Origin of the sequence: Streptomyces sp. NPDC047000, from assembly GCF_040644295.1 — a bacterium.
In the GTDB taxonomy this organism is placed as follows: domain Bacteria; phylum Actinomycetota; class Actinomycetes; order Streptomycetales; family Streptomycetaceae; genus Streptomyces.
The window spans coordinates 118,700-137,533 of record NZ_JBEYWE010000015.1 but is presented as its reverse complement, the minus strand read 5'-3'; the positions used below and the strand labels follow the sequence as shown (position 1 = coordinate 137,533).

Below are 18,834 nucleotides of genomic sequence, written 5' to 3'. Positions count from 1 at the left end.
CCTCCGCTTTCGCCGGGGCGCGGGGGAGAGGTACGGTCGTCGCTCGTAAGCACCATAGGGAAGGCGAAGGGCGTCGATGGCCATTGCCAAGGCCGAGCGGCTGATGAACCTGGCGCTGTGTCTGCTGGGGACGAGGCGGCCGCTCAGCAAGCGTGAGCTGCGTGAGTCCATCGAGGCCTATATGGAGGCGTTCGGGCCGGACCGGGGCGGCAGCGGGTCCGACGACTCGTTCAACCGGATGTTCGAGCGCGACAAGGACGATCTGCGCGAGTTGGGCCTGGTCATCGAGACCGTGGAGAACCTGGACGGGGACGTCGGCTATCTGGCCCGCCGTGACAGCAACCGGCTGCCGCCGATCACCCTGGACGCCGAGGAGGCCGCGGCGCTGGGTCTTGCCGCGAAGGTGTGGCAGCAGGCCCGGCTGGCCGGTGCGGCGAGCGGCGCGCTGCAGAAGCTGCGCGCGGCGGGGCTGCCCGAGGACGTCGACCCGTACGGGGCGCACGGTGCGCTGGAGCCGCGGATCCCGGTGCACGAGGCGGCGTTCGAGCCGCTGATGCTGGCCTGCCGTGACCGGCGTCCGGTCGTCTTCGACTACCGGAAGGCGAACGCGGCGGAGCCCGAGGCGCGGCATGTCGAGCCGTGGGCGCTGGAGTGCTGGCGCGGCCACTGGTATCTGGCGGGCTGGGACCGGGACCGGGGTGCGGAGCGGGTGTTCCGGCTGTCGCGGATCACGGGCAAGGCGCGTTCGCGGGCGGCCCGTTTCACCGTGCCGGTGCCCGATGTCGTCACGGTCCGTGAGACGGTGGCGCGGTGGGCCGGGGAGATCACCGACCGCAGCGCGCGGATCCGGCTGCGCGGGGGCGCCGGCTACCCCCTTCGGGCGAAAGCCACCGCTGTGCGGGAACTGGGCGACGGGTGGGACGAGTTGGATGTTCCGTACGGGCACGGTCTGGACGCGTGGCTGGTGGAGTTCGGTCCGGACGTGGTCGTGATGGAGCCCGCTGAGCTGCGGGCGGACGTGGTGGACCGGCTGCGCGCGGTGGCCGGGGGCTGAGGGGGAGCGGACAGGACTGTGGCAGGCAAACCGGTCAGGGCGGCGAACGCCATCGACCAGACCCGGCGGATGCTGTCGTTGGTGACCTATCTGCGGGAGCGTCCGGGGGCCCGGATCGAGGACGTGGCGCGCGCCTTCGGGATCACCGAGGACGAGCTGGTCGGCGATCTGGATGTGCTGCCGATGTGCGGCACCAGTTTCCGCGGCGGCGATCTGCTCGACATCGACACCGACGGTGAGCGGATCTGGTGGCACAATCCGTCGGCGCTGGAGGCGGAGGCGGCGGAGCCGCTGAGGATGGCCGCCGACGAGGCGACGGCGCTGCTGGTGGCCGCGCGTGCGGTGGCGACGCTGCCGGGGCTGCGGGAGAGCGACCGGCAGGCGCTGCTGCGCGCCACCGCGAAGGTGGAGACGGCGGCGGGCGAGGCGGCCGGGGCGAGTTCCCGTCTCTCGGTGACGTTCGAGTCGGAGGGCGGGGTGTTCGCCGACGTCGACCGGGCGATCTCGGAGCGCCGCCGGCTGTGGATCCGCTACTACTCCCCGGCCCGTGACGAGGTGACCGAGCGGGAGATCGATCCGATCCGTCTGGTCAGTGTCGGGCACACCTATGTCGAGGGGTGGTGCTACCGCTCGGAGGCGCGCCGTACGTTCCGGCTGGACCGGGTCGCGGAGATCCGGGTGCTGGACGAGCCGTCGGCGCCGCCGGAGATCGAGCTGCGGGATCTGTCGCAGGCGCTGGTGCAGCCGGCCGCGGAGGATCCGGAGGTCGTCGTCGAGGTGGGGCCCGGGGGCCGCTGGGTCGCGGAGTACTACCCGCACGACAGCGCGGACGAGCGTGCCGACGGCGGGCTGCGCATCACGCTGCGCACTCCCGATCCGGCGTCGCTGAGACGTCTGGCGCTGCGGCTGGGCCGTGACGGGCGGATCGTGTCCCCGCCGGAGCTGGCCGCCAGCGCCCGGGACGCGGCCCGAGCGGCGCTCGCCGCCTATGACGAGGCCGCGGCTGACGGGAGCGCGGCGGACGGCGCGGCCGACGGCAGGCTGTCCGACAGGCAGGAGCAGGGGCTGTGAGCGAGTCGGCGACGTCCGGTGTGCCGCGTGCCGCCGGTGCGACGGGTGTGACGGATGTGTCCGGGGCGGCCGGGGCGACCGGGGCGCGCAGGATGTCGGTGGCGGCGGCGTTCGCCGGGATGAGAGCCGCCTCGCCGGTGGTGTTCCGGGCGGGCTGCCCGGACTGCCGCGGCCGTTTCGAACTCGGCGCGAGCGCCCTGCTGCTGGCCGTGGGCGCCACCAGCCGCACCACGTTCTACTCCTTCACCTGCCCCGAGTGCGGCGCCGCTGTGCGCAAACCGGCGGGCGAGCGGATCGTCGAACTGCTCACCGGCGGCGGCGTCAGGACGCTGCGGCTGCACTCCACCGCGTAGGGCGGCCCGCGGGGAGGGCGGGCCGGACAGGCTAGGCTCGGGGACATGTTCTGGCCGATGTGCGCGGTGGCGCTGGGGTTCGCGGGGCTCGCCGTGCTGGGGGTTCTCGCCGTCCGGGTGTTCGTGGAGGCGCGGCGGCTGGGCCGTCAGGTGTCGGACTCCGCGCTCCGTATCAGCCGCGCCGCCGAGGACCTGGAGCGGGCCGCCGTGAGCACGGCGCGCAGCGCGGACTCCCTGTGACGCGACGGCCGGGTACGGCCGTCGCGTCCGGTGCCGGACGGGCCGCCCGCCGCCTCGCTCTGTCACCCGCCCCTCCGCGGCGGGTACGCTGCTGATCGTGGTGCGGAGATCGAGGCCCGTATCGCTGACCGGGAGTACGCACGGGGATTGCCTCACGTTTACCCCCGAGCGTTACGATCGCTGCCGACACGGCAGTCCTGCCTGTCCGATCGGTCGGACAGTCCCACCCCCCAGCCGCCTCGGTGAGAAGGTAAAGACTTATGTTCGGAAGGCTCGGAGCTCCCGAGATCATTCTCATCCTCGTCGTCATCATCCTGCTGTTCGGCGCGAAGAAGCTTCCGGACATGGCCCGCTCGCTCGGCAAGTCCGCGCGCATCCTCAAGAGCGAGGCCAAGGCGATGAAGGAAGAGGGCAACAGCAACGCCGCCGCGCCCGCCCCGGCGCCCGGCACCGGCGAGCAGCCCCCCGCGCAGCGCACCATCCAGGCGGCCCCCGGCGACGTGAGCAGCGCCCGCCCGGTCAACGAGCCGACGGACACCACCCAGCGCTGACGCAGGGCCGGAACCCCCCGGCCCGCCGCATGAGATGAGGACGTGGGTTGCTCAAGTCTGCCCGCAAAGAGGAGAAGGATCCCGAGGGGCGGATGCCCCTCGCGGATCACCTTCGTGAGCTCCGCAACCGGCTCGCGAAGGCCATGCTGGCCATCGTCGTCGTCACGGTCGTCACCGCCTTCTTCTACAACGACGTCATCAACTTCCTGACGAAGCCGATCCTCGACTCGGTCGGCTGCGGGAAGAGCTTCGAGGAACTGGCCCAGTCGACGGCCAAGTCGCAGCCGTGCGCCCGGATCACGATCAACGGCCTCCTCGCCCCCTTCACGCTGGCCCTCCAGGTCTCCCTGATGACCGGCGTGGTGTTCGCCTCCCCGGTCTGGCTCTACCAGCTGTGGGCGTTCGTCGCGCCGGGTCTGCACCGGCACGAGAAGAAGTACGCCTACGCGTTCGTCGGTTCCGGCGTCCCGCTGTTCCTCGGCGGCGCGTTCTTCGCGTACAAGGTGATGCCGACCACCGCGAAGGTGCTGATCGGTTTCACCCCGCACGGGGTCGACAACCTGCTGCCGCTGGACGACCTGTTGCAGCTCGTCACCCGCATGGTGATCGTCTTCGGTCTCTCCTTCGAGCTGCCGCTGCTGCTGGTGATGCTCAACCTCACCCATGTCCTCAGCGGCAAGCGGATGCTCGGCTGGTGGCGGGGCATGATCCTCGGCATCACGGTGTTCGCGGCCGTCGCCACCCCCAGCACGGACCCGTTGTCGATGCTGGCGCTCGCCGGGCCGATCTGGGTCCTGTACTTCGGCGCGTGCGGCTTCTCGGTGCTCAACGACCGCCGCAGGCGCCGCCGCGAGCTGTCGGGACCCGACGACGACGAGGCGTCCGAGCTGGATCTCACCCCCGAGGACATCGGCGGCGTCGAGACCGTCTCCGCGAGCCGCACGCTGCCGGAACAGACCGGCACCGACCGCGTCAACGGCTACGACGACGTCACCTGACCCGTCCCGCCGCGAGGTGCCCGTGTCCCGGCCGGGACACGGGCACCTGCCGTTCGCCCGGCCGTCCGTCCCGGGTTCCGGATAATGATCGTCCCGTTGTCGGTGGGGCCCGGTACGCTCGAAAGCACGATGACAGAGGACCTCTCCCCGGCCGAGCGGTACGCGGCAGCGCGCAGGCGTGCTGCCGAGCAGGCCACCGCACTCGCCTCCTTCCGCGAGATGTACGACTTCGGCCTCGACCCCTTCCAGACCGAGGCCTGCCGGGCACTGGAGGCGGGCAAGGGCGTACTGGTCGCCGCACCCACCGGCTCGGGCAAGACGATCGTGGGCGAGTTCGCCGTCCACCTCGCCCTGCTGCAGGGCAAGAAGTGCTTCTACACGACACCCATCAAGGCGCTGTCGAACCAGAAGTACGCCGACCTGTGCCGCCGTTACGGCACCTCCGAGGTCGGTCTCCTCACCGGCGACAACAGCGTCAACCCCGACGCCCCGGTGGTCGTCATGACCACCGAGGTCCTGCGGAACATGCTGTACGCGGGTTCCCGGACCCTGCTCGGCCTGGGCTATGTGGTCATGGACGAGGTGCACTACCTCTCCGACCGCTTCCGCGGAGCCGTGTGGGAGGAGGTGATCATCCACCTGCCCGAGTCGGTGACCCTGGTCTCCCTGTCGGCGACCGTGTCCAACGCCGAGGAGTTCGGCGACTGGCTCGACACCGTGCGCGGCGACACCCAGGTCATCGTCTCCGAGCACCGTCCCGTGCCGCTGTTCCAGCACGTGCTGGCCGGACGCCGGATGCACGACCTGTTCGAGGAGGGCGAGGGCAGCAAGAAGGCCGTCAACCCGGACCTGACGCGGCTGGCCCGTATGGAGGCGAGCCGTCCCTCGTTCCAGGACCGCAGACGCGGCCGGGCGATGCGGGAGGCCGACCGGGAGCGGGAGCGCCGCCAGCGGTCCCGGGTGTGGACGCCGAGCCGTCCCGAGGTCATCGAACGGCTGGACGCGGCGGGGCTGCTGCCCGCCATCACCTTCATCTTCAGCCGCGCCGGCTGTGAGTCCGCCGTCCAGCAGTGCCTGTACGCCGGGCTGCGTCTGAACGACGAGGAGGCCCGCGCCAGGGTCCGCTCCCTCGTCGAGGAGCGCACCGCGTCGATCCCCGCCGAGGACCTCCACGTCCTCGGTTACTACGAGTGGCTCGAGGGCCTGGAGCGCGGCATCGCCGCCCACCACGCGGGCATGCTGCCGACGTTCAAGGAGGTCGTCGAGGAACTCTTCGTGCGGGGCCTGGTCAAGGCGGTGTTCGCGACCGAGACCCTCGCCCTCGGCATCAACATGCCCGCCCGCTCCGTGGTGCTGGAGAAACTCGTCAAGTGGAACGGCGAGCAGCACGCCGACATCACCCCCGGCGAGTACACCCAGCTCACCGGCCGGGCCGGGCGCCGCGGCATCGACGTCGAGGGTCACGCCGTGGTGCTGTGGCAGCGCGGTTTCAGCCCCGAACACCTCGCCGGGCTCGCCGGTACCCGCACGTATCCGCTGCGCTCCAGCTTCAAGCCGTCGTACAACATGGCCGTGAACCTGGTCGAGCAGTTCGGCCGGCACCGCTCCCGGGAGCTGCTGGAGACGTCGTTCGCACAGTTCCAGGCGGACAAGTCCGTCGTCGGGATCTCCCGTCAGGTACAGCGCAACGAGGAGGGCCTGACCGGCTACAAGGCGTCCATGACCTGCCACCTCGGCGACTTCGACGAGTACGCCGCGCTGCGCCGCGAACTGAAGGACCGCGAGACCGAACTGGCCCGCCAGGGCGTCGCCCTGCGCCGCGCCGAGGCCGCCGTGGCCCTGGAGAAACTCAAACCGGGCGACGTCATCCACGTGCCCACCGGGAAGTACGCCGGGCTCGCCCTCGTGCTCGACCCCGGGCTGCCCGCGGGCCGCGCCGACGGCCACCGCGGCTTCGAGCACCACGACGGCCCCAGACCTCTCGTCCTGACCGCCGAACGCCAGGTCAAGCGGCTCGCGTCGATCGATTTCCCGGTGCCCGTCGAACCGCTGGAGCGGATGCGGATCCCGAAATCCTTCAACCCGCGCTCCCCGCAGTCCCGCCGCGACCTCGCGACCGCGCTGCGCACCAAGGCCGGGCACATCGAGCCGGACCGGCACCGCAAGCGGCGCTCGCAGGCCGCCGACGACCGGGAGATCGCCCGGCTGCGGTCCGCGATCCGCGCCCACCCCTGCCACGGCTGCCACGACCGTGAGGACCACGCCCGCTGGGCGGAGCGCTACCACCGGCTGCTGCGCGACACCTCCCAGCTGGAGCGGCGCATCGAGGGGCGCACCAACACCATCGCCCGCACCTTCGACCGGATCGTCGCGCTCCTCACCGAGCTCGACTATCTGCGCGGCAGCGAGGTCACCGAGCACGGCAGGCGCCTCGCCCGGCTGTACGGCGAACTCGACCTGCTCGCCAGCGAATGCCTGCGCGCCGGCGTGTGGGAGGGCCTGTCGCCCTCCGAACTCGCCGCGTGCGTCTCGGCGCTGGTGTACGAGTCCCGGGCCGGCGACGACGCGCTGGCGCCCAAGGTGCCGTCGGGCCGGGCGAAGGCGGCGCTCGGCGAGACGGTCCGCATCTGGGGGCGGCTCGACGCGCTGGAGGAGGAGTTCCGGATCACGCAGTCCGAGGGCGTCGGCCAGCGCGAACCGGACCTCGGCTTCGCGTGGGCCGCGTACATGTGGGCCGAGGGCAAGGGACTCGACGAGGTGCTGCGCGAGGCGGAGATGCCCGCGGGGGACTTCGTGCGCTGGTGCAAGCAGGTCATCGATGTGCTGGGGCAGATCTCGTCCGCGCCGGGCGGGGCACCGGTGGAGGGCTCCACGGTGGCGCGGGCCGCGCGGAAGGCGGTCGATCAGCTGCTGAGGGGGGTTGTGGCCTACTCGTCCGTGGGCTGAGCCGGCGGCGCCCGCCCCGGCGGTGCGGTCGCCGGGGTCCCGTGCTCATCCCCCCGCCGCCCACTCCTCGGGCCGGTCCCACGCCGGAAGCGACCGCCCGCTGCTGAAGCGGTGCGCCGTCCCCGTGACGGGGTCGGTGAACTCCAGCCGCCGCGCGAGGAGTTGCAGCGGGCGCCGGAAGTCGCCCGGGAGCCAGGGGCCGGTCACCACCGGGTAGAGGGGGTCGCCGAGGATGGGCACGCCCAGGGCGTTCATGTGCACCCGCAGCTGATGGGTCTGCCCGGTGGCGGGGACGAGCCGGTAGCGGGCGAGTCCGTCCGCCCGGTGCCCGGTGAGCTCGACGCGGCTGACCGCGTTGGGCTCGCCCTCGACCTCCCGGGCGGCGAGCACCCCGCGTTCCTTCACGATCCTGCTGCACACCGTGCGGGGCAGGGCGAGACGGGGGTCGTGGGGCGCGACGGCCTCGTACTCCTTGTGGACCCGCCGGTCCCGGAACAGGGCCTGGTAGGCGCCGCGTTCCCCGGGCCGCACGGTGAACAGCACGAGGCCCGCCGTCAGCCGGTCGAGCCGGTGCGCCGCGCCCAGCGCCGGGAGGTCCAGGTCCCGCCGCAGCCGGGCCAGCGCGGTCTCGGTGACATGACTGCCGCGCGGGACGGTGGCCAGGAAATGCGGCTTGTCCGCGACGACGATGTGCTCGTCGCGGTACACCACCTCGATCTCGAACGGCACCCGCGGCTCCGCGGCCCGCTCCCGGTGGAACCACACGTACATCCCGGGCACGAACGCGGCCTCCGGCGCCACCGGCCGCCCGTCGGCCCCGACGAAGAGACCCGCGTCCAGCATCCGCCCGACGACTCCGGCCCCGGCCCCCGAGAGGCGCTCGACCAGATGCTCGCCCACCGTGGCCCACGGCCCCCCGGCGGGCAGCCGGACCCGCACCGCGTCGATCCCGTCGCGCTGGGGGAGCGGTGAGGGCGGGATACGCGTCCTGCGACTCATCCGGGCAAGGGTAGGCGCTCGCGGCCGCGGCACCGGCGGCCACGCGCGGCCGCCTCGTGGCCGGTTCAGGCGGCCGGTGCCGCCGTCCCGGTCCCGGAACCCTCCTGCTCGGCCTCGACCCGCGCGTTCCACTCCCGCTTCGACGCCTGCCAGCCGTCCTCGTCGTGGCCCAGCCGCCAGTAGCCGGAGATCGACAGATCCTCCCGCGGCACCTGGAGCTCGACCCGCAGCAGCCGCCGCAGCTCCCGCACGAACCCGGCCTCGCCGTGCACGAAGGCCTGCAGCCGACCCGCCGGGAACTCCAGCGCCCGTACGGCCTCCACCAGCGCCTCGCCCACCGGCCGGTCCCCGCGGTGCAGCCAGACGACCTCCACGTCGGAGTCGAACTTCTGCTCCTCCTCAGGTCCGGAGACCTCCACGAAGGCGTGCGCCGTGGCACCGGCGGGCAGCGCCTCCAGCGAGCGGGCGATCGCCGGCAGGGCGCTCTCGTCACCGGCGAGCAGATGCCAGTCCGCGTCCGGGCCGGGGGCGTAGGCGCCGCCCGGACCCAGGAACCGTACGGTGTCCCCAGGGCGCGCCCGCACCGCCCAGGGCCCGGCCAGGCCCTCGTCGCCGTGGATCACGAAGTCCAGGGTCAGCTCGAGCTGCCCGGCGTCCCAGGCCCGCACGGTGTACGTCCGGGTCACCGGCCACTGCTCGCGCGGGAACCCGGCCCGGATGCGCTCCAGGTCGAACGGCTCCGGGTAGACCGCGCCGCCGGCCGGGAAGAGCAGCTTGACGTAGTGGTCGGTGCACGTGTCCGCCGCGAACCCGGCCAGACCCGGGCCGCCGAGCACCACCCGCTGCATGTGCGGTGACAGCCGTTCGGTACGGACGACCTGCGCGGAACGGGGCGTGCGCGGCTTCCGCGCCGGGCGCTCTGCCATGACGGCCTCCCAGAGATTCACTTGCTTAGGCTTACCTAAGCTAACATCCCTCTCTTTGTGCGGGACCAGCGCGGCGCCGTACGGCCCCCGCCGGGCGTGTCACGCGGCCAGCGTCGTCAGCAGGCGGTGCAGGGAGCCGCCCAGGCCCCAGCGGGCGGACAGGGCGTCCACGGCGGCGGGGTCGCGGGGGGTCCGGGGGAGCGCCGTGGCGACGTCGGGCAGGGGGACGTCGTCCGCCACCCGCACCACCTTCGGTGCCACCGCGACATAGGGCCGGGCCTCCGCCAGTCTCTTGCGCTGCGACGGTGTCAGCCTTGCCCCCGGGTCGTCGACCGCGGCCATGATGCCGGGCACGTCGCCGAACTCGGCGAGCAGCTTGGCGGCCGTCTTCTCACCGATGCCGGGCACACCGGGCAGACCGTCGCTCGGGTCGCCGCGCAGCAGCGCCAGGTCCGCGTACCCGCGTCCGCCGACGCCGTACTTCTCGCGCAGCACCGCCTCGTCGGTCAGCTGGAGCGTGCCGACGCCCTTGAGCGGGTACAGCACCCGCACCCCGCGCCCGTCGTCGACCAGCTGGTACAGATCGCGGTCGCCGGTGACGATGTCGACCGGGCCCTTCGCCCGTGCCGTGAACGTGCCGATCACGTCGTCGGCCTCGTACCCGGCGACGCCCACCCGGGCGATGCCGATCGAGTCGAGGACCGCCTCGATCACCGGGACCTGCGGCGCCAGGGTGTCCGGCACCTCCTCCTCGTCCGGGCCGGCCGGGTGCGCGACGGCGACCCGGTGCGCCTTGTAGGAGGGGATGAGCTCGACCCGCCACCGCGGGCGCCAGTCGGCGTCCATGCACGCCACCAGATCGCCCGGCCGGTGGTCCCTCACCAGCCGGTCGATGAACTCCAGCAGCCCGCGCACGGCGTTCACCGGCGTGCCGTCCGGGGCTCTCACGGACTCCGGGACGCCGAAGTAGGCGCGGAAATAGAGCGAGGCGGCGTCGAGCAGCATGAGTCGTCCGGTCACGCCTCGCATCATGCCGTACGGCACCGACAGCCACCCGGCGGGGAACCGTGCCGCGGGCGGACGCGGCGCCCGCGGTCACGTACCTGGTCATGTGTACGGGCAGGATCCGGCCAATCACCTAACGTGACCCTCTCGTGAGGGGTGCGGGGGCCGGCGGCGCGGATGCGACGGTGGCGGCCGGGGCCGGGAGCGTCACGGACCCGCTTGAGCATGTGACGGGCGGACGGTGATCGCACGGCGGCCGCAGGGCGGACGGGCGCCGCGCCGGTGGCCGTGGCCTCGGGCGCAGCGGGGGCGTGGCGGCGCACACGCCGTGGCGCGGGTGGCTCAGGGGGGCGTACGGCGTCGCTGTGCAGCGGGTTCGCGGACGAGGCAGAGTAGGTGCCGGGCGGTTGCGGGGCGCCGGGCGACTGGCGCGAACCGTGAGGGTCCCGGCCACGTCGCGTGACATCGATGTGACGGGCGCATGAAACGGTTTGCCGAACATGCGTAGGGTGCAGAGAACTGACCAGGAGCCCTGCGCGCCGGGCACGGCGCACGGGACCCGGACCACGGGCCGTGTACCGCGGACCGGCGAGCGGGCGACGACGAGCGAAGGAGGGAGCCGGAGCGATGGGCGACCACAAAGAACAGCGGCCCCTGCGGGTGGGCGCGGCCGTCCGGCGCCGGCGCCGGGCCCTGGAGCTCACCCTCGCCGTGGTGGCCGGGCGCAGCGGCCTGTCGGTCCCCTTCCTGAGCCAGATCGAGAACGACAAGGCGCGCCCCAGCCGCGGCAGCCTGGAGAAGGTCGCCGACGCGCTGCGCACCACCGCCGTCGAACTCCTCGCCGCCGCCGACCCGGCGTGCAGTGTGGACGTCGTACGGGCGGAGGCGGCGGAGCCGGTGTTCGAGCCGCGGGTGCGCTCCCTGGTGCGCGGCCATCATCAGCTGCACGCCTCCGAGTTCACCGGCGACCATGACGCGGGCCGCGAGTTCCAGCACCGCAACGACGAGCTGATGTACGTCGCGGACGGTGCCGTGGAGATCGAGGCGGAGGGCCGCGCCTACCGGCTCGGCCGCGGCGACACCCTCTATCTGACCGGCGGGGTACGGCACCGCTGGCGGGCCACGGTCCCGGACACCCGGGTGGTCGTCGTCGCCGTCGCGGAGCACATCGAGGCGGTCCAGGACCGCTCGCGCTGAACCGGCCGGCCCCGGGCCGTCGTGTCCGGGGCCCGCGCCGGCCGTGCCCGACGGCGTGCCTGCCCGCGGCGCGTCACGCGGTACCGCGCGCCGCCTCGACCAGGGCGTGCATGACACGCAGGTCGTCGGCCATCTCCGGGTGCCACTGCACGCCCAGCACCCAGCCTTCCGAGGACGGCAGCTCGACGGCCTCCACCGTGCCGTCCGCGGCGTGGGCGGAGGGGACCAGGCCCCGGCCGAGGCGGTCGACGGACTGGTGGTGGAACGTCGGTACCGACGCCTCCTCCGGGACCGTCCTCCCGTACAGGGTGTCCGGGACCGGCTTGACCGGGTGGCGGCCGAACACACCGGGCACCTCGGCGTGACCGTCGATGTGCTGGACGAGGGTGCCGCCCAGGGCGACGTTCAGCAGCTGCATGCCCCGGCAGATGCCGAGCAGCGGGAGGCGGGCGGCCAGCGCCGCCTCGATCAGCGCCCGCTCCCAGGCGTCCCTGGCGCGGTCCGGCGGGCCGGTGCGGGCGTCGGGCTCGGCGCCGTAGTGCACCGGTTCCACGTCCGGGCCGCCCGCGATCACCAGACCGTCCAGCCGCGCCACCGTCGCCGCGGCGTGCCCGGGAGCGTCCGGCGGGAGCATGGCGGCGAGCCCGCCCGCCCGCTGGACCAGCCGCGGATATCCCGCCGGGAGCAGCGCGGACTCCAGCTTCCACACGCCCCAGCGTGCCTCGGCCTCGAGGTAGGTACTGACGCCGATCAGCGGCCGCCTGCCTGTCATACGTACGTTCCTGTCTGTCGTGCGTGTCGTGCGTTCGTGCTCCGCCGTGCGCCGGTGCTCCGCCGTGCGCGGCCGTCCGGCCTCCGCGGCGGGCGTGCGGCTCATGTCAGGAAGCCGCGCAGCAGGGCCGCCGTGCCCGCGCAGTGTTCCCGCATCATCTCCCGGGCGCCGTCCGCGTCGCCCTCCAGGACCGTCTCCACCAGGGCGGTGTGCTGGCGCTGGGAGTGCTCCAGGTTGCGGACCAGGAGCGGGATGCAGTCGAGCAGGCCGTTCACCGTCGCCCGGACCGCCGCGTACTGCGCGGTCAGCGTCGGCGAGCCGGACAGTTCGGCCAGGGTGAGGTGCAGCAGCGTGTCCGCACGGCGGTACCCGGCGAGCGGCGCTTCCCCGGTGCGGGCCAGCGCCTCGCGCAGCCGGACCGCCTGCCCGCCGGCCGGCCCGTGCGCCGCGCACAGCCCCGCCGCGCCCGTCTCCAGCACCTCACGGAAGCGCAGCACGTCCTCGATGTCGGTCCCGGCGACCCTCCGCCGCAGCGCGTCCCCGTTCCCCGCTCCCGCCCCGCCGGCACCACCGGGGCGCGGCAGCACGAACGTCCCGCCGTAGCGTCCGCGCCGCGCCTCGACCAGCCCCTGGTCGTGCAGCACCCTCAGCACCTCGCGCAGCGTCACCCGGCTGATCCCGAGCCGCCGCGCCAGATCCCGCTCGGACGGCAGCCGTCCGCCGTCCGGCACCAGGCCCAGCCGTACGACCTGGAGGATCTGCTCCAGCGCCTCCTCGAAGCCGTTGCCCGCCCGGACCGGTCGCAGCACCGCCGCGAGCCGGTCGCCGCCGTCCGTGCCGCCGTCCGCGCCGCCCCCGCCGCCGTCCTCCGCGCCGCCCCCGCCCTCGTTCCCGTCCTCGTCCTCCGGCATACGGCCGCGCCCCCTTCCCAAGCAATGGTTCCGACGCATACCTTATGGCTCCCGGCTCACCCGCAGTAGCCGAAGGAGTCCCGTACGTGGCTGACCGCACACCCCCGCTCAGCATCGAGGCCCTGCACGTCCTCGTCGCGAGCGGTGAGATCGACACCGTCGTCCTGGCCTTCCCCGACATGCAGGGCAGGTTGCAGGGCAAGAGGTTCGCCGCGCGCTTCTTCCTCGACGAGGTCGTCCACCACGGCACCGAGGGCTGCAACTACCTCCTCGCCGTGGACGCCGAGATGAACACCGTCGACGGCTACGCGATGTCCTCCTGGGACCGCGGCTACGGCGACTTCGTGATGCGTCCCGACCTCGCCACCCTCCGCCGGATGCCCTGGCACCCCGGCAGCGCCCTGCTGCTCGCCGACCTCGCCTGGCAGGACGGCAGCCCGGTCGTCGCCGCGCCCCGCCAGATCCTGCGCCGCCAGCTGGAGCGGCTCGCCGCGCTCGGCTACACGGCGCAGGTCGGCACCGAGCTGGAGTTCATCGTCTTCAAGGACACCTACGAACAGGCCTGGGACGCCGGCTACCGGGGCCTGACCCCGGCCAACCGGTACAACGTCGACTACTCCGTCCTCGGCACCGGCCGCATCGAACCCCTGCTGCGGCGCATCCGCAACGACATGGCCGGCGCCGGCCTCACCGTCGAGTCCGCCAAGGGCGAGTGCAACCCCGGCCAGCACGAGATCGCCTTCCGCTACGACGAGGCCCTCGTCACCTGCGACCAGCACGCCGTCTACAAGACCGGATCCAAGGAGATCGCCGCGCAGGAAGGCGTGTCGCTCACCTTCATGGCCAAGTACGACGAGCGCGAGGGCAACTCCTGCCACATCCACCTCTCCCTCGCCGGCGCCGACGGCACCAGCGCGATGCCCGGCGACGGCGGGAGCGGCATGTCCGACGTCATGCGGCACTTCCTCGCCGGACAGCTCGCCGCGCTGCGTGACTTCGCCCTCCTCTACGCCCCGCACATCAACTCCTACAAGCGGTTCCAGCCGGGCTCGTTCGCCCCGACCGCCGTCGCCTGGGGCCACGACAACCGCACCTGCGCCCTGCGCGTCGTCGGCCACGGCCGCTCCCTGCGCTTCGAGAACCGGCTGCCCGGCGGTGACGTCAACCCGCACCTCGCCGTCGCCGGGCTCGTCGCGGCCGGACTGTACGGCGTGGAGCACCGGCTGGAACTCCCGGCGCCCTGCCCCGGTAACGCCTACGCCGCCGACTACGACCAGGTGCCCACCACCCTGCGCGAGGCCGCCGAGCTGTGGGAGAACAGCCCGATCGCCAAGGCCGCCTTCGGCGAGGAGGTCGTCGCCCACTACCGGAACATGGCCCGCGTGGAACTCGACGCCTTCGACGCCGCGATCACCGACTGGGAACTGCGCCGCTCCTTCGAACGCATGTGAGGTCACTTCCTTGCCCGACCAGCCCGACCAGCCCGACCAGATCCACCAGGCCGATCAGTTCCGCCCGCCGGGGCGGCCCGAGTCCGGGCCGCAGGCCGCGCTCCGGGTGCTCAACCCCGCCACCGGGGAGACCGTCGCGACCGTCCCGGCGGCCGGCACCGCGGACGTGGACGCCGCCGTCGTAGGGGCCGCCCGCGCCCAGGCCCGGTGGGCAGCCCTCGCCCCCGCCGAACGGGCCCGCCTGCTGCGCCGTTTCGCCGTCGCCGTCGACGAGCACCTCGAGGAACTCGCCCGGCTGGAGGTGCGCGAGGCCGGGCACACCATCGGCAACGCCCGCTGGGAGGCGGGCAACGTCCGGGACCTGCTCGACTACGCGGCCGGGGGAGTGGAGCGGCTCACGGGACGCCAGATCCCGGTGCCCGGCGGTCTCGACATCACCCTCCTCGAACCGCTCGGCGTCGTCGGGGTGATCGCCCCCTGGAACTTCCCCATGCCGATCGCCGCCTGGGCCACCGCCCCGGCGCTCGCCGCGGGCAACGCCGTCCTCCTCAAGCCCGCCGAGACCACCCCCCTCACCGCTCTGCGGCTGGCCGGGCTCGCCCTCGACGCGGGGCTTCCGGAACACCTGTTCCAGGTACTGCCCGGCCACGGCCCCGTCGCCGGGAACGCCCTCGTCGAGCACCCCGGCGTCGCGAAGATCGTCTTCACCGGGTCCACCGCCGTCGGCAGGCAGGTGCTCGCCAAGGGCTCGGCGCACCTCAAGCGCGTCACCCTCGAACTCGGCGGCAAGAGCCCCAACATCGTCTTCGCCGACGCCGACCTGGAGACCGCGGCGGCCGCCGCACCCCTGTCCTTCCTCGACAACGCGGGCCAGGACTGCTGCGCCCGCACCCGCATCCTGGTCCAGCGCACCGTCCACGACCGCTTCCTCGAACTCCTCGCCCCCGCGATCGAGTCGGTCGTGGTGGGCGATCCCGCCGACGAGCGCACCGAGATGGGCCCGCTGATCTCCGCGGCCCAGCTCGCCCGCGTACGCTCCTACGTCCCCGACGACGCCGAGGGCATCCGCGGCAAGGCCCCCGAGGGGCCCGGCTTCTGGTACCCGCCCACCGTCCTCACCGGCGTCGACCCGGGCTCCCGGGTGGCCGTCGAAGAGGTCTTCGGACCGGTCGCCGTCGTGCTGCCCTTCGACGACGAGGCCGACGCGGTGCGGCTCGCCAACGCCACCGACTACGGCCTCTCCGGCTCCGTCTGGACCCGCGACGTGGGCCGCGCACTGCGTGTCTCGCAGGCCGTCCGGGCGGGCAACCTGTCCGTCAACTCCCACTCCAGCGTGCGCTACTGGACCCCCTTCGGGGGCTTCAAGCAGTCCGGCATCGGCCGTGAGCTCGGCCCGGACGCCCTGACCGCCTTCACCGAGACCAAGAACGTCTTCATCAGCACGGAGGGCCCCGCACAGTGACCGCACCGACCCCCGAACCCACCGCCCCGGAAGCCGCCCGGGAGACAGCGCCGGAAGCCGCCCCGGCCGGGGCGCCCGTCTGCCGGCGCCTGGTGGGCCGTACCGCCGTCGTCACCGGAGCGGGCAGCGGCATCGGCCTCGCCACGGCGCGCAGGCTCGCCGCCGAGGGCGCGCACGTCGTGTGCGCCGACGTCGACGAGGTGCGCGGCAAGGCGGTCGCCGACGAGACCGGCGGCCTCTTCGTGAAGACCGACGTCACCGACCCCGACCAGGTCGAGGCCCTGTTCAAGGCGGCCCACGACACCTACGGCAGCGTGGACGTGGCCTTCAACAACGCCGGTATCTCCCCGCCCGACGACGACTCCATCCTGGAGACCGGCCTGGAGGCGTGGAAGCGTGTCCAGGAGGTCAACCTCACCTCCGTCTTCCTGTGCTGCAAGGCCGCCCTCCCCTACATGCGGCGCCAGGGCAGGGGCTCCATCATCAACACCGCGTCCTTCGTGGCCCGGATGGGCGCGGCGACGTCGCAGATCTCGTACACCGCGTCCAAGGGCGGGGTGCTCGCCATGTCCCGCGAACTCGGCGTGCAGTTCGCCCGGGAGGGCATCCGCGTCAACGCGCTCTGCCCCGGCCCGGTCAACACCCCGCTCCTGCAGGAGCTGTTCGCCAAGGACCCCGAGCGCGCCGCGCGCCGCCTGGTGCACATCCCGGCCGGCCGGTTCGCCGAGGCGGAGGAGATCGCCGCCGCCGTCGCCTTCCTGGCCAGCGACGACTCCTCCTTCGTCAACGCCACCGACTTCCTGGTCGACGGCGGGATCTCCGGAGCGTACGTCACACCGCTCTAGGAGCGGCGGGGCCGGTGCGGCGACGTGCCGGCCCCACCGCCCCGCCGCTCAGAAGTCGTACGCGACGAAGGCGAGGCAGACGATCGTGCCGTCCTCCTCGAGTGCCTCGTAACCGTCCCGTTCCGCCGCCTCGACCGGGAAGAACAGGGCGTTGCCCCCGCGGGCCGGGTCGGTGACGATCTCGGCACAGCTGACCCGGCGCCCCTCGGCGTCACAGGCCGCGATGATCCGCTCGGCCTCGCGGAGGTCGGCCCCGGCGTCCCGGCCGGGTACGCTCGCCGGGTCGAACGGGTCGCCGCACAGCACCGCGTACCCGTCCACCGGCGCCGGTTCGTAGCCGCCGTACCCGTCGTCCCAGTCGGCCTCCGCGATCCGGCCGGGATCCGCCAGCGGCAGGACGACCATGCTCACCCGGGCCACCGCCGGCCCGTCGTCCCTCGCGGACCGGTAGAAGCCCGCGTACACGGGGGCCTTGCCGGTGCCGGACGCCAGGTTGCCGTGCACCCAGCTGCCGAGCGTCGACATCCCGTACCAGGTGACCTGTTCCGCCAGCGTCAGCTCGCCGACGCGGGCGAACCACTCCGGCCGTGTCATCCCCTTGCCGCCGTCCCCGTCGATGTGCTCGACCCACCGCCACAACAGGGCCTCCATGGCCTCCAGGGGCTCCGGGGCGGTACCGGGAGCAGTCGGATCGTTGGCTGCTGTCATGGCGCACAGCATGGCAGAGAGGTCCGACAACGACGGCCGCCCCGGGCGGTCCACCGGCGGGGCCCGCCGACACCGAGCCGCGCCGGTCCGCCGGTCCGCCGTGTTCCGGTCCGCCGGCCTACAGGAAGGTGTGTCCCTCGCCCCGGTAGGTCGGCACGGTCGCCGTCACCGCGTCGCCCGCCACCAGGTGCAGGGCGGCGAAACGTTCGCACAGCTCACCGGCCTTGGCGTGCCGGAACCACACCTTGTCGCCGATCAGCAGATCGTCGGCGGGCGGACCCAGCAGCGGCGTCTGCACCTCGCCCGGCCCCTCCTGCGGGTCGTAGCGCAGCCCCTCCGGCAGGTACGGCACCGGCAGCCGGTCGCCTCCGGCGGCGCCGGAGGCCGGGTAGCCGCCGCCGAGCACCGTCACGACCCCCACACCCGGGCGCCGTACGACCGGCATGGCGAACAGCGCGGCCGGACGGCCGCTGAACGACGTGTAGTTGTCGAACAGCCGCGGCATGTACAGCCCCGAACCGGCGGCGATCTCGGTCACGGCGTCCTCGGCGGCGGTGTGCTGCACACTGCCCGTCCCGCCGCCGTTGACGAACTCCAGATCCGGTACGACGGCCCGTACGGCCGCCACCGCCGCCGCGCGGCGCCCGGCCAGTTCACGCCGGGCGGTGGCCTGCATCAGCCGGATCGCCCGGGACCGCAGCGGCCGCCCGGCGACGGCGTCGCCGACACCGGCGACATGACCCTCGTACGCCATGATCCCGGCCAGCCGGAAGCCGGGCCGCCGGGCCACGGCACGTGCGACCTCGGCCGCCTGAGCGGGGGAGTGGAGCGGGGAGCGGCGGGCGCCGACCCGTATCCGGCCGCCGAGCATCCGCAGCGACGTGTCCAGCTCCAGGCAGACCCGCACCTCCTCACGGCCGCCCGCCCGGGCCGCGTCGATCAGGTCGAGCTGGGCGGGGTCGTCGACCATGACGGTGACGGCGGCGGCCAGCTTGGGGTCACCGGCCAGTTCCGCGTAGCCGGAGCGGTCGGCCGACGGGTAGGCGAGCAGGACGTCGTCGACACCGGAGCGGGCCAGCCACAGGGACTCCGCGAGCGTGAACGACATCACACCCGCGAAGCCGTCCTTCGCCAGCACCCGTTCCAGCAGGGCCCGGCAGCGTACGGACTTGCTGGCCACCCGGACCGGTTTTCCTCCGGCCCGGCGGACCAGGTCGTCCGCGTTGGCGTCGAAGGCGTCCAGGTCGACGATCGCGAGGGGGGCGTCCAGCAGGGCGGTGGCCCGGTCGTAACGGGCCCGGTCGGCGGCGCGCGCAGTCATGAACGAAGCCTGCCAGACAGGATT

Annotated in this window: 18 protein-coding genes; 11 read left to right on the top strand and 7 right to left on the bottom strand. The window is 73.3% G+C overall.

What is annotated here, in order from left to right; translation table 11 throughout:
* Positions 1-76: 76 nt before the first annotated feature.
* The 7 genes from ABZ862_RS23480 to ABZ862_RS23450 all read left to right on the top strand — a co-directional run bounded on the left by ABZ862_RS23480 (position 77) and on the right by ABZ862_RS23450 (position 7,213).
* Entirely contained in the window at positions 77-1,054 is a 978-nt protein-coding gene (locus tag ABZ862_RS23480; RefSeq protein ID WP_360961063.1) for a WYL domain-containing protein, read from the top strand.
* A gap of 18 nt (positions 1,055-1,072) precedes the next feature.
* A complete protein-coding gene (locus ABZ862_RS23475) occupies positions 1,073-2,125 on the top strand; it encodes a WYL domain-containing protein (RefSeq protein WP_360961060.1) in 1,053 nt (350 codons plus the stop codon).
* 92 nt (positions 2,126-2,217) lie between these two features.
* Entirely contained in the window at positions 2,218-2,478 is a 261-nt protein-coding gene (locus tag ABZ862_RS23470; protein WP_360961194.1) for a hypothetical protein, read from the top strand.
* 45 nt (positions 2,479-2,523) lie between these two features.
* Positions 2,524-2,718, top strand: a complete 195-nt coding sequence (locus ABZ862_RS23465) for a hypothetical protein (RefSeq protein WP_360961058.1) — start codon at positions 2,524-2,526, stop codon at positions 2,716-2,718.
* Between the two features lie 260 nt (positions 2,719-2,978).
* Positions 2,979-3,269, top strand: a complete 291-nt coding sequence (gene tatA, locus ABZ862_RS23460) for a Sec-independent protein translocase subunit TatA (protein WP_360961056.1) — start codon at positions 2,979-2,981, stop codon at positions 3,267-3,269.
* A 47-nt stretch (positions 3,270-3,316) separates the two neighbouring features.
* Positions 3,317-4,267, top strand: a complete 951-nt coding sequence (gene tatC, locus ABZ862_RS23455) for a twin-arginine translocase subunit TatC (RefSeq protein ID WP_360961054.1) — start codon at positions 3,317-3,319, stop codon at positions 4,265-4,267.
* Between the two features lie 84 nt (positions 4,268-4,351).
* Positions 4,352-7,213: a DEAD/DEAH box helicase gene (locus ABZ862_RS23450; RefSeq protein WP_360961052.1), complete on the top strand. Its 2,862-nt coding sequence runs from the start codon at positions 4,352-4,354 to the stop codon at positions 7,211-7,213.
* 45 nt (positions 7,214-7,258) lie between these two features.
* Here the strand turns inward: ABZ862_RS23450 and ABZ862_RS23445 are convergent, their stop codons facing one another.
* The 3 genes from ABZ862_RS23445 to ABZ862_RS23435 all read right to left on the bottom strand — a co-directional run bounded on the left by ABZ862_RS23445 (position 7,259) and on the right by ABZ862_RS23435 (position 10,167).
* A complete protein-coding gene (locus tag ABZ862_RS23445; protein ID WP_360961050.1) occupies positions 7,259-8,212 on the bottom strand; it encodes an RluA family pseudouridine synthase in 954 nt (317 codons plus the stop codon).
* A gap of 65 nt (positions 8,213-8,277) precedes the next feature.
* Positions 8,278-9,138 carry a siderophore-interacting protein gene (locus ABZ862_RS23440; RefSeq protein WP_360961048.1) on the bottom strand — a complete coding sequence of 287 codons (861 nt, stop codon included), beginning with the start codon at positions 9,136-9,138 and terminating at the stop codon, positions 8,278-8,280.
* Between the two features lie 99 nt (positions 9,139-9,237).
* Positions 9,238-10,167: a 5'-3' exonuclease gene (locus tag ABZ862_RS23435; protein ID WP_360961191.1), complete on the bottom strand. Its 930-nt coding sequence runs from the start codon at positions 10,165-10,167 to the stop codon at positions 9,238-9,240.
* Between the two features lie 603 nt (positions 10,168-10,770).
* Here ABZ862_RS23435 and ABZ862_RS23430 point away from each other — a divergent pair.
* Positions 10,771-11,340: an XRE family transcriptional regulator gene (locus tag ABZ862_RS23430; protein WP_360961046.1), complete on the top strand. Its 570-nt coding sequence runs from the start codon at positions 10,771-10,773 to the stop codon at positions 11,338-11,340.
* A gap of 73 nt (positions 11,341-11,413) precedes the next feature.
* Here ABZ862_RS23430 and ABZ862_RS23425 read toward each other — a convergent pair whose 3' ends face one another.
* Complete coding sequence (locus ABZ862_RS23425) at positions 11,414-12,112, bottom strand: gamma-glutamyl-gamma-aminobutyrate hydrolase family protein (RefSeq protein WP_360961044.1); 699 nt, start codon at positions 12,110-12,112, stop codon at positions 11,414-11,416.
* A 101-nt stretch (positions 12,113-12,213) separates the two neighbouring features.
* Positions 12,214-13,023 carry an FCD domain-containing protein gene (locus ABZ862_RS23420; RefSeq protein WP_360961042.1) on the bottom strand — a complete coding sequence of 270 codons (810 nt, stop codon included), beginning with the start codon at positions 13,021-13,023 and terminating at the stop codon, positions 12,214-12,216.
* A gap of 86 nt (positions 13,024-13,109) precedes the next feature.
* On the opposite strand from ABZ862_RS23420, the gene ABZ862_RS23415 reads away from it, so the two are divergent.
* The 3 genes from ABZ862_RS23415 to ABZ862_RS23405 all read left to right on the top strand — a co-directional run bounded on the left by ABZ862_RS23415 (position 13,110) and on the right by ABZ862_RS23405 (position 16,781).
* Positions 13,110-14,474, top strand: coding sequence for a glutamine synthetase family protein (locus ABZ862_RS23415; RefSeq protein ID WP_360961040.1), 1,365 nt, complete (start codon positions 13,110-13,112; stop codon positions 14,472-14,474).
* Between the two features lie 40 nt (positions 14,475-14,514).
* The gene (locus ABZ862_RS23410; protein WP_360961187.1) at positions 14,515-15,936 is read left to right on the top strand and encodes an aldehyde dehydrogenase family protein; all 1,422 of its coding nucleotides are present in this window, start codon (positions 14,515-14,517) and stop codon (positions 15,934-15,936) included.
* An 89-nt stretch (positions 15,937-16,025) separates the two neighbouring features.
* Positions 16,026-16,781, top strand: coding sequence for a 3-oxoacyl-ACP reductase (locus ABZ862_RS23405; RefSeq protein ID WP_360961184.1), 756 nt, complete (start codon positions 16,026-16,028; stop codon positions 16,779-16,781).
* Between the two features lie 48 nt (positions 16,782-16,829).
* On the opposite strand, the gene ABZ862_RS23400 is transcribed toward ABZ862_RS23405, so the two are convergent.
* Positions 16,830-17,489, bottom strand: a complete 660-nt coding sequence (locus ABZ862_RS23400) for a hypothetical protein (RefSeq protein WP_360961038.1) — start codon at positions 17,487-17,489, stop codon at positions 16,830-16,832.
* A 118-nt stretch (positions 17,490-17,607) separates the two neighbouring features.
* On the bottom strand, positions 17,608-18,810 hold the full coding sequence (locus ABZ862_RS23395; protein WP_360961036.1) for an amino acid deaminase/aldolase: 1,203 nt from the start codon (positions 18,808-18,810) through the stop codon (positions 17,608-17,610).
* Between the last annotated feature and the right edge of the window lie 24 nt (positions 18,811-18,834).

Bases quoted from the DNA above. Each gene is read 5' to 3' on its own strand.
- ABZ862_RS23480 (WP_360961063.1), top strand. From the start codon at position 77: ATGGCCATTGCCAAGGCCGAGCGGCTGATGAACCTGGCGCTGTGTCTG.
- ABZ862_RS23470 (WP_360961194.1), top strand. From the start codon at position 2,218: ATGTCGGTGGCGGCGGCGTTCGCCGGGATGAGAGCCGCCTCGCCGGTG.
- ABZ862_RS23465 (WP_360961058.1), top strand. From the start codon at position 2,524: ATGTTCTGGCCGATGTGCGCGGTGGCGCTGGGGTTCGCGGGGCTCGCC.
- tatA (WP_360961056.1), top strand. From the start codon at position 2,979: ATGTTCGGAAGGCTCGGAGCTCCCGAGATCATTCTCATCCTCGTCGTC.
- ABZ862_RS23450 (WP_360961052.1), top strand. From the start codon at position 4,352: ATGATCGTCCCGTTGTCGGTGGGGCCCGGTACGCTCGAAAGCACGATG.
- ABZ862_RS23445 (WP_360961050.1), bottom strand. From the start codon at position 8,212: ATGAGTCGCAGGACGCGTATCCCGCCCTCACCGCTCCCCCAGCGCGAC.
- ABZ862_RS23440 (WP_360961048.1), bottom strand. From the start codon at position 9,138: ATGGCAGAGCGCCCGGCGCGGAAGCCGCGCACGCCCCGTTCCGCGCAG.
- ABZ862_RS23435 (WP_360961191.1), bottom strand. From the start codon at position 10,167: ATGCGAGGCGTGACCGGACGACTCATGCTGCTCGACGCCGCCTCGCTC.
- ABZ862_RS23430 (WP_360961046.1), top strand. From the start codon at position 10,771: ATGGGCGACCACAAAGAACAGCGGCCCCTGCGGGTGGGCGCGGCCGTC.
- ABZ862_RS23425 (WP_360961044.1), bottom strand. From the start codon at position 12,112: ATGACAGGCAGGCGGCCGCTGATCGGCGTCAGTACCTACCTCGAGGCC.
- ABZ862_RS23420 (WP_360961042.1), bottom strand. From the start codon at position 13,023: ATGCCGGAGGACGAGGACGGGAACGAGGGCGGGGGCGGCGCGGAGGAC.
- ABZ862_RS23400 (WP_360961038.1), bottom strand. From the start codon at position 17,489: ATGACAGCAGCCAACGATCCGACTGCTCCCGGTACCGCCCCGGAGCCC.
- ABZ862_RS23395 (WP_360961036.1), bottom strand. From the start codon at position 18,810: ATGACTGCGCGCGCCGCCGACCGGGCCCGTTACGACCGGGCCACCGCC.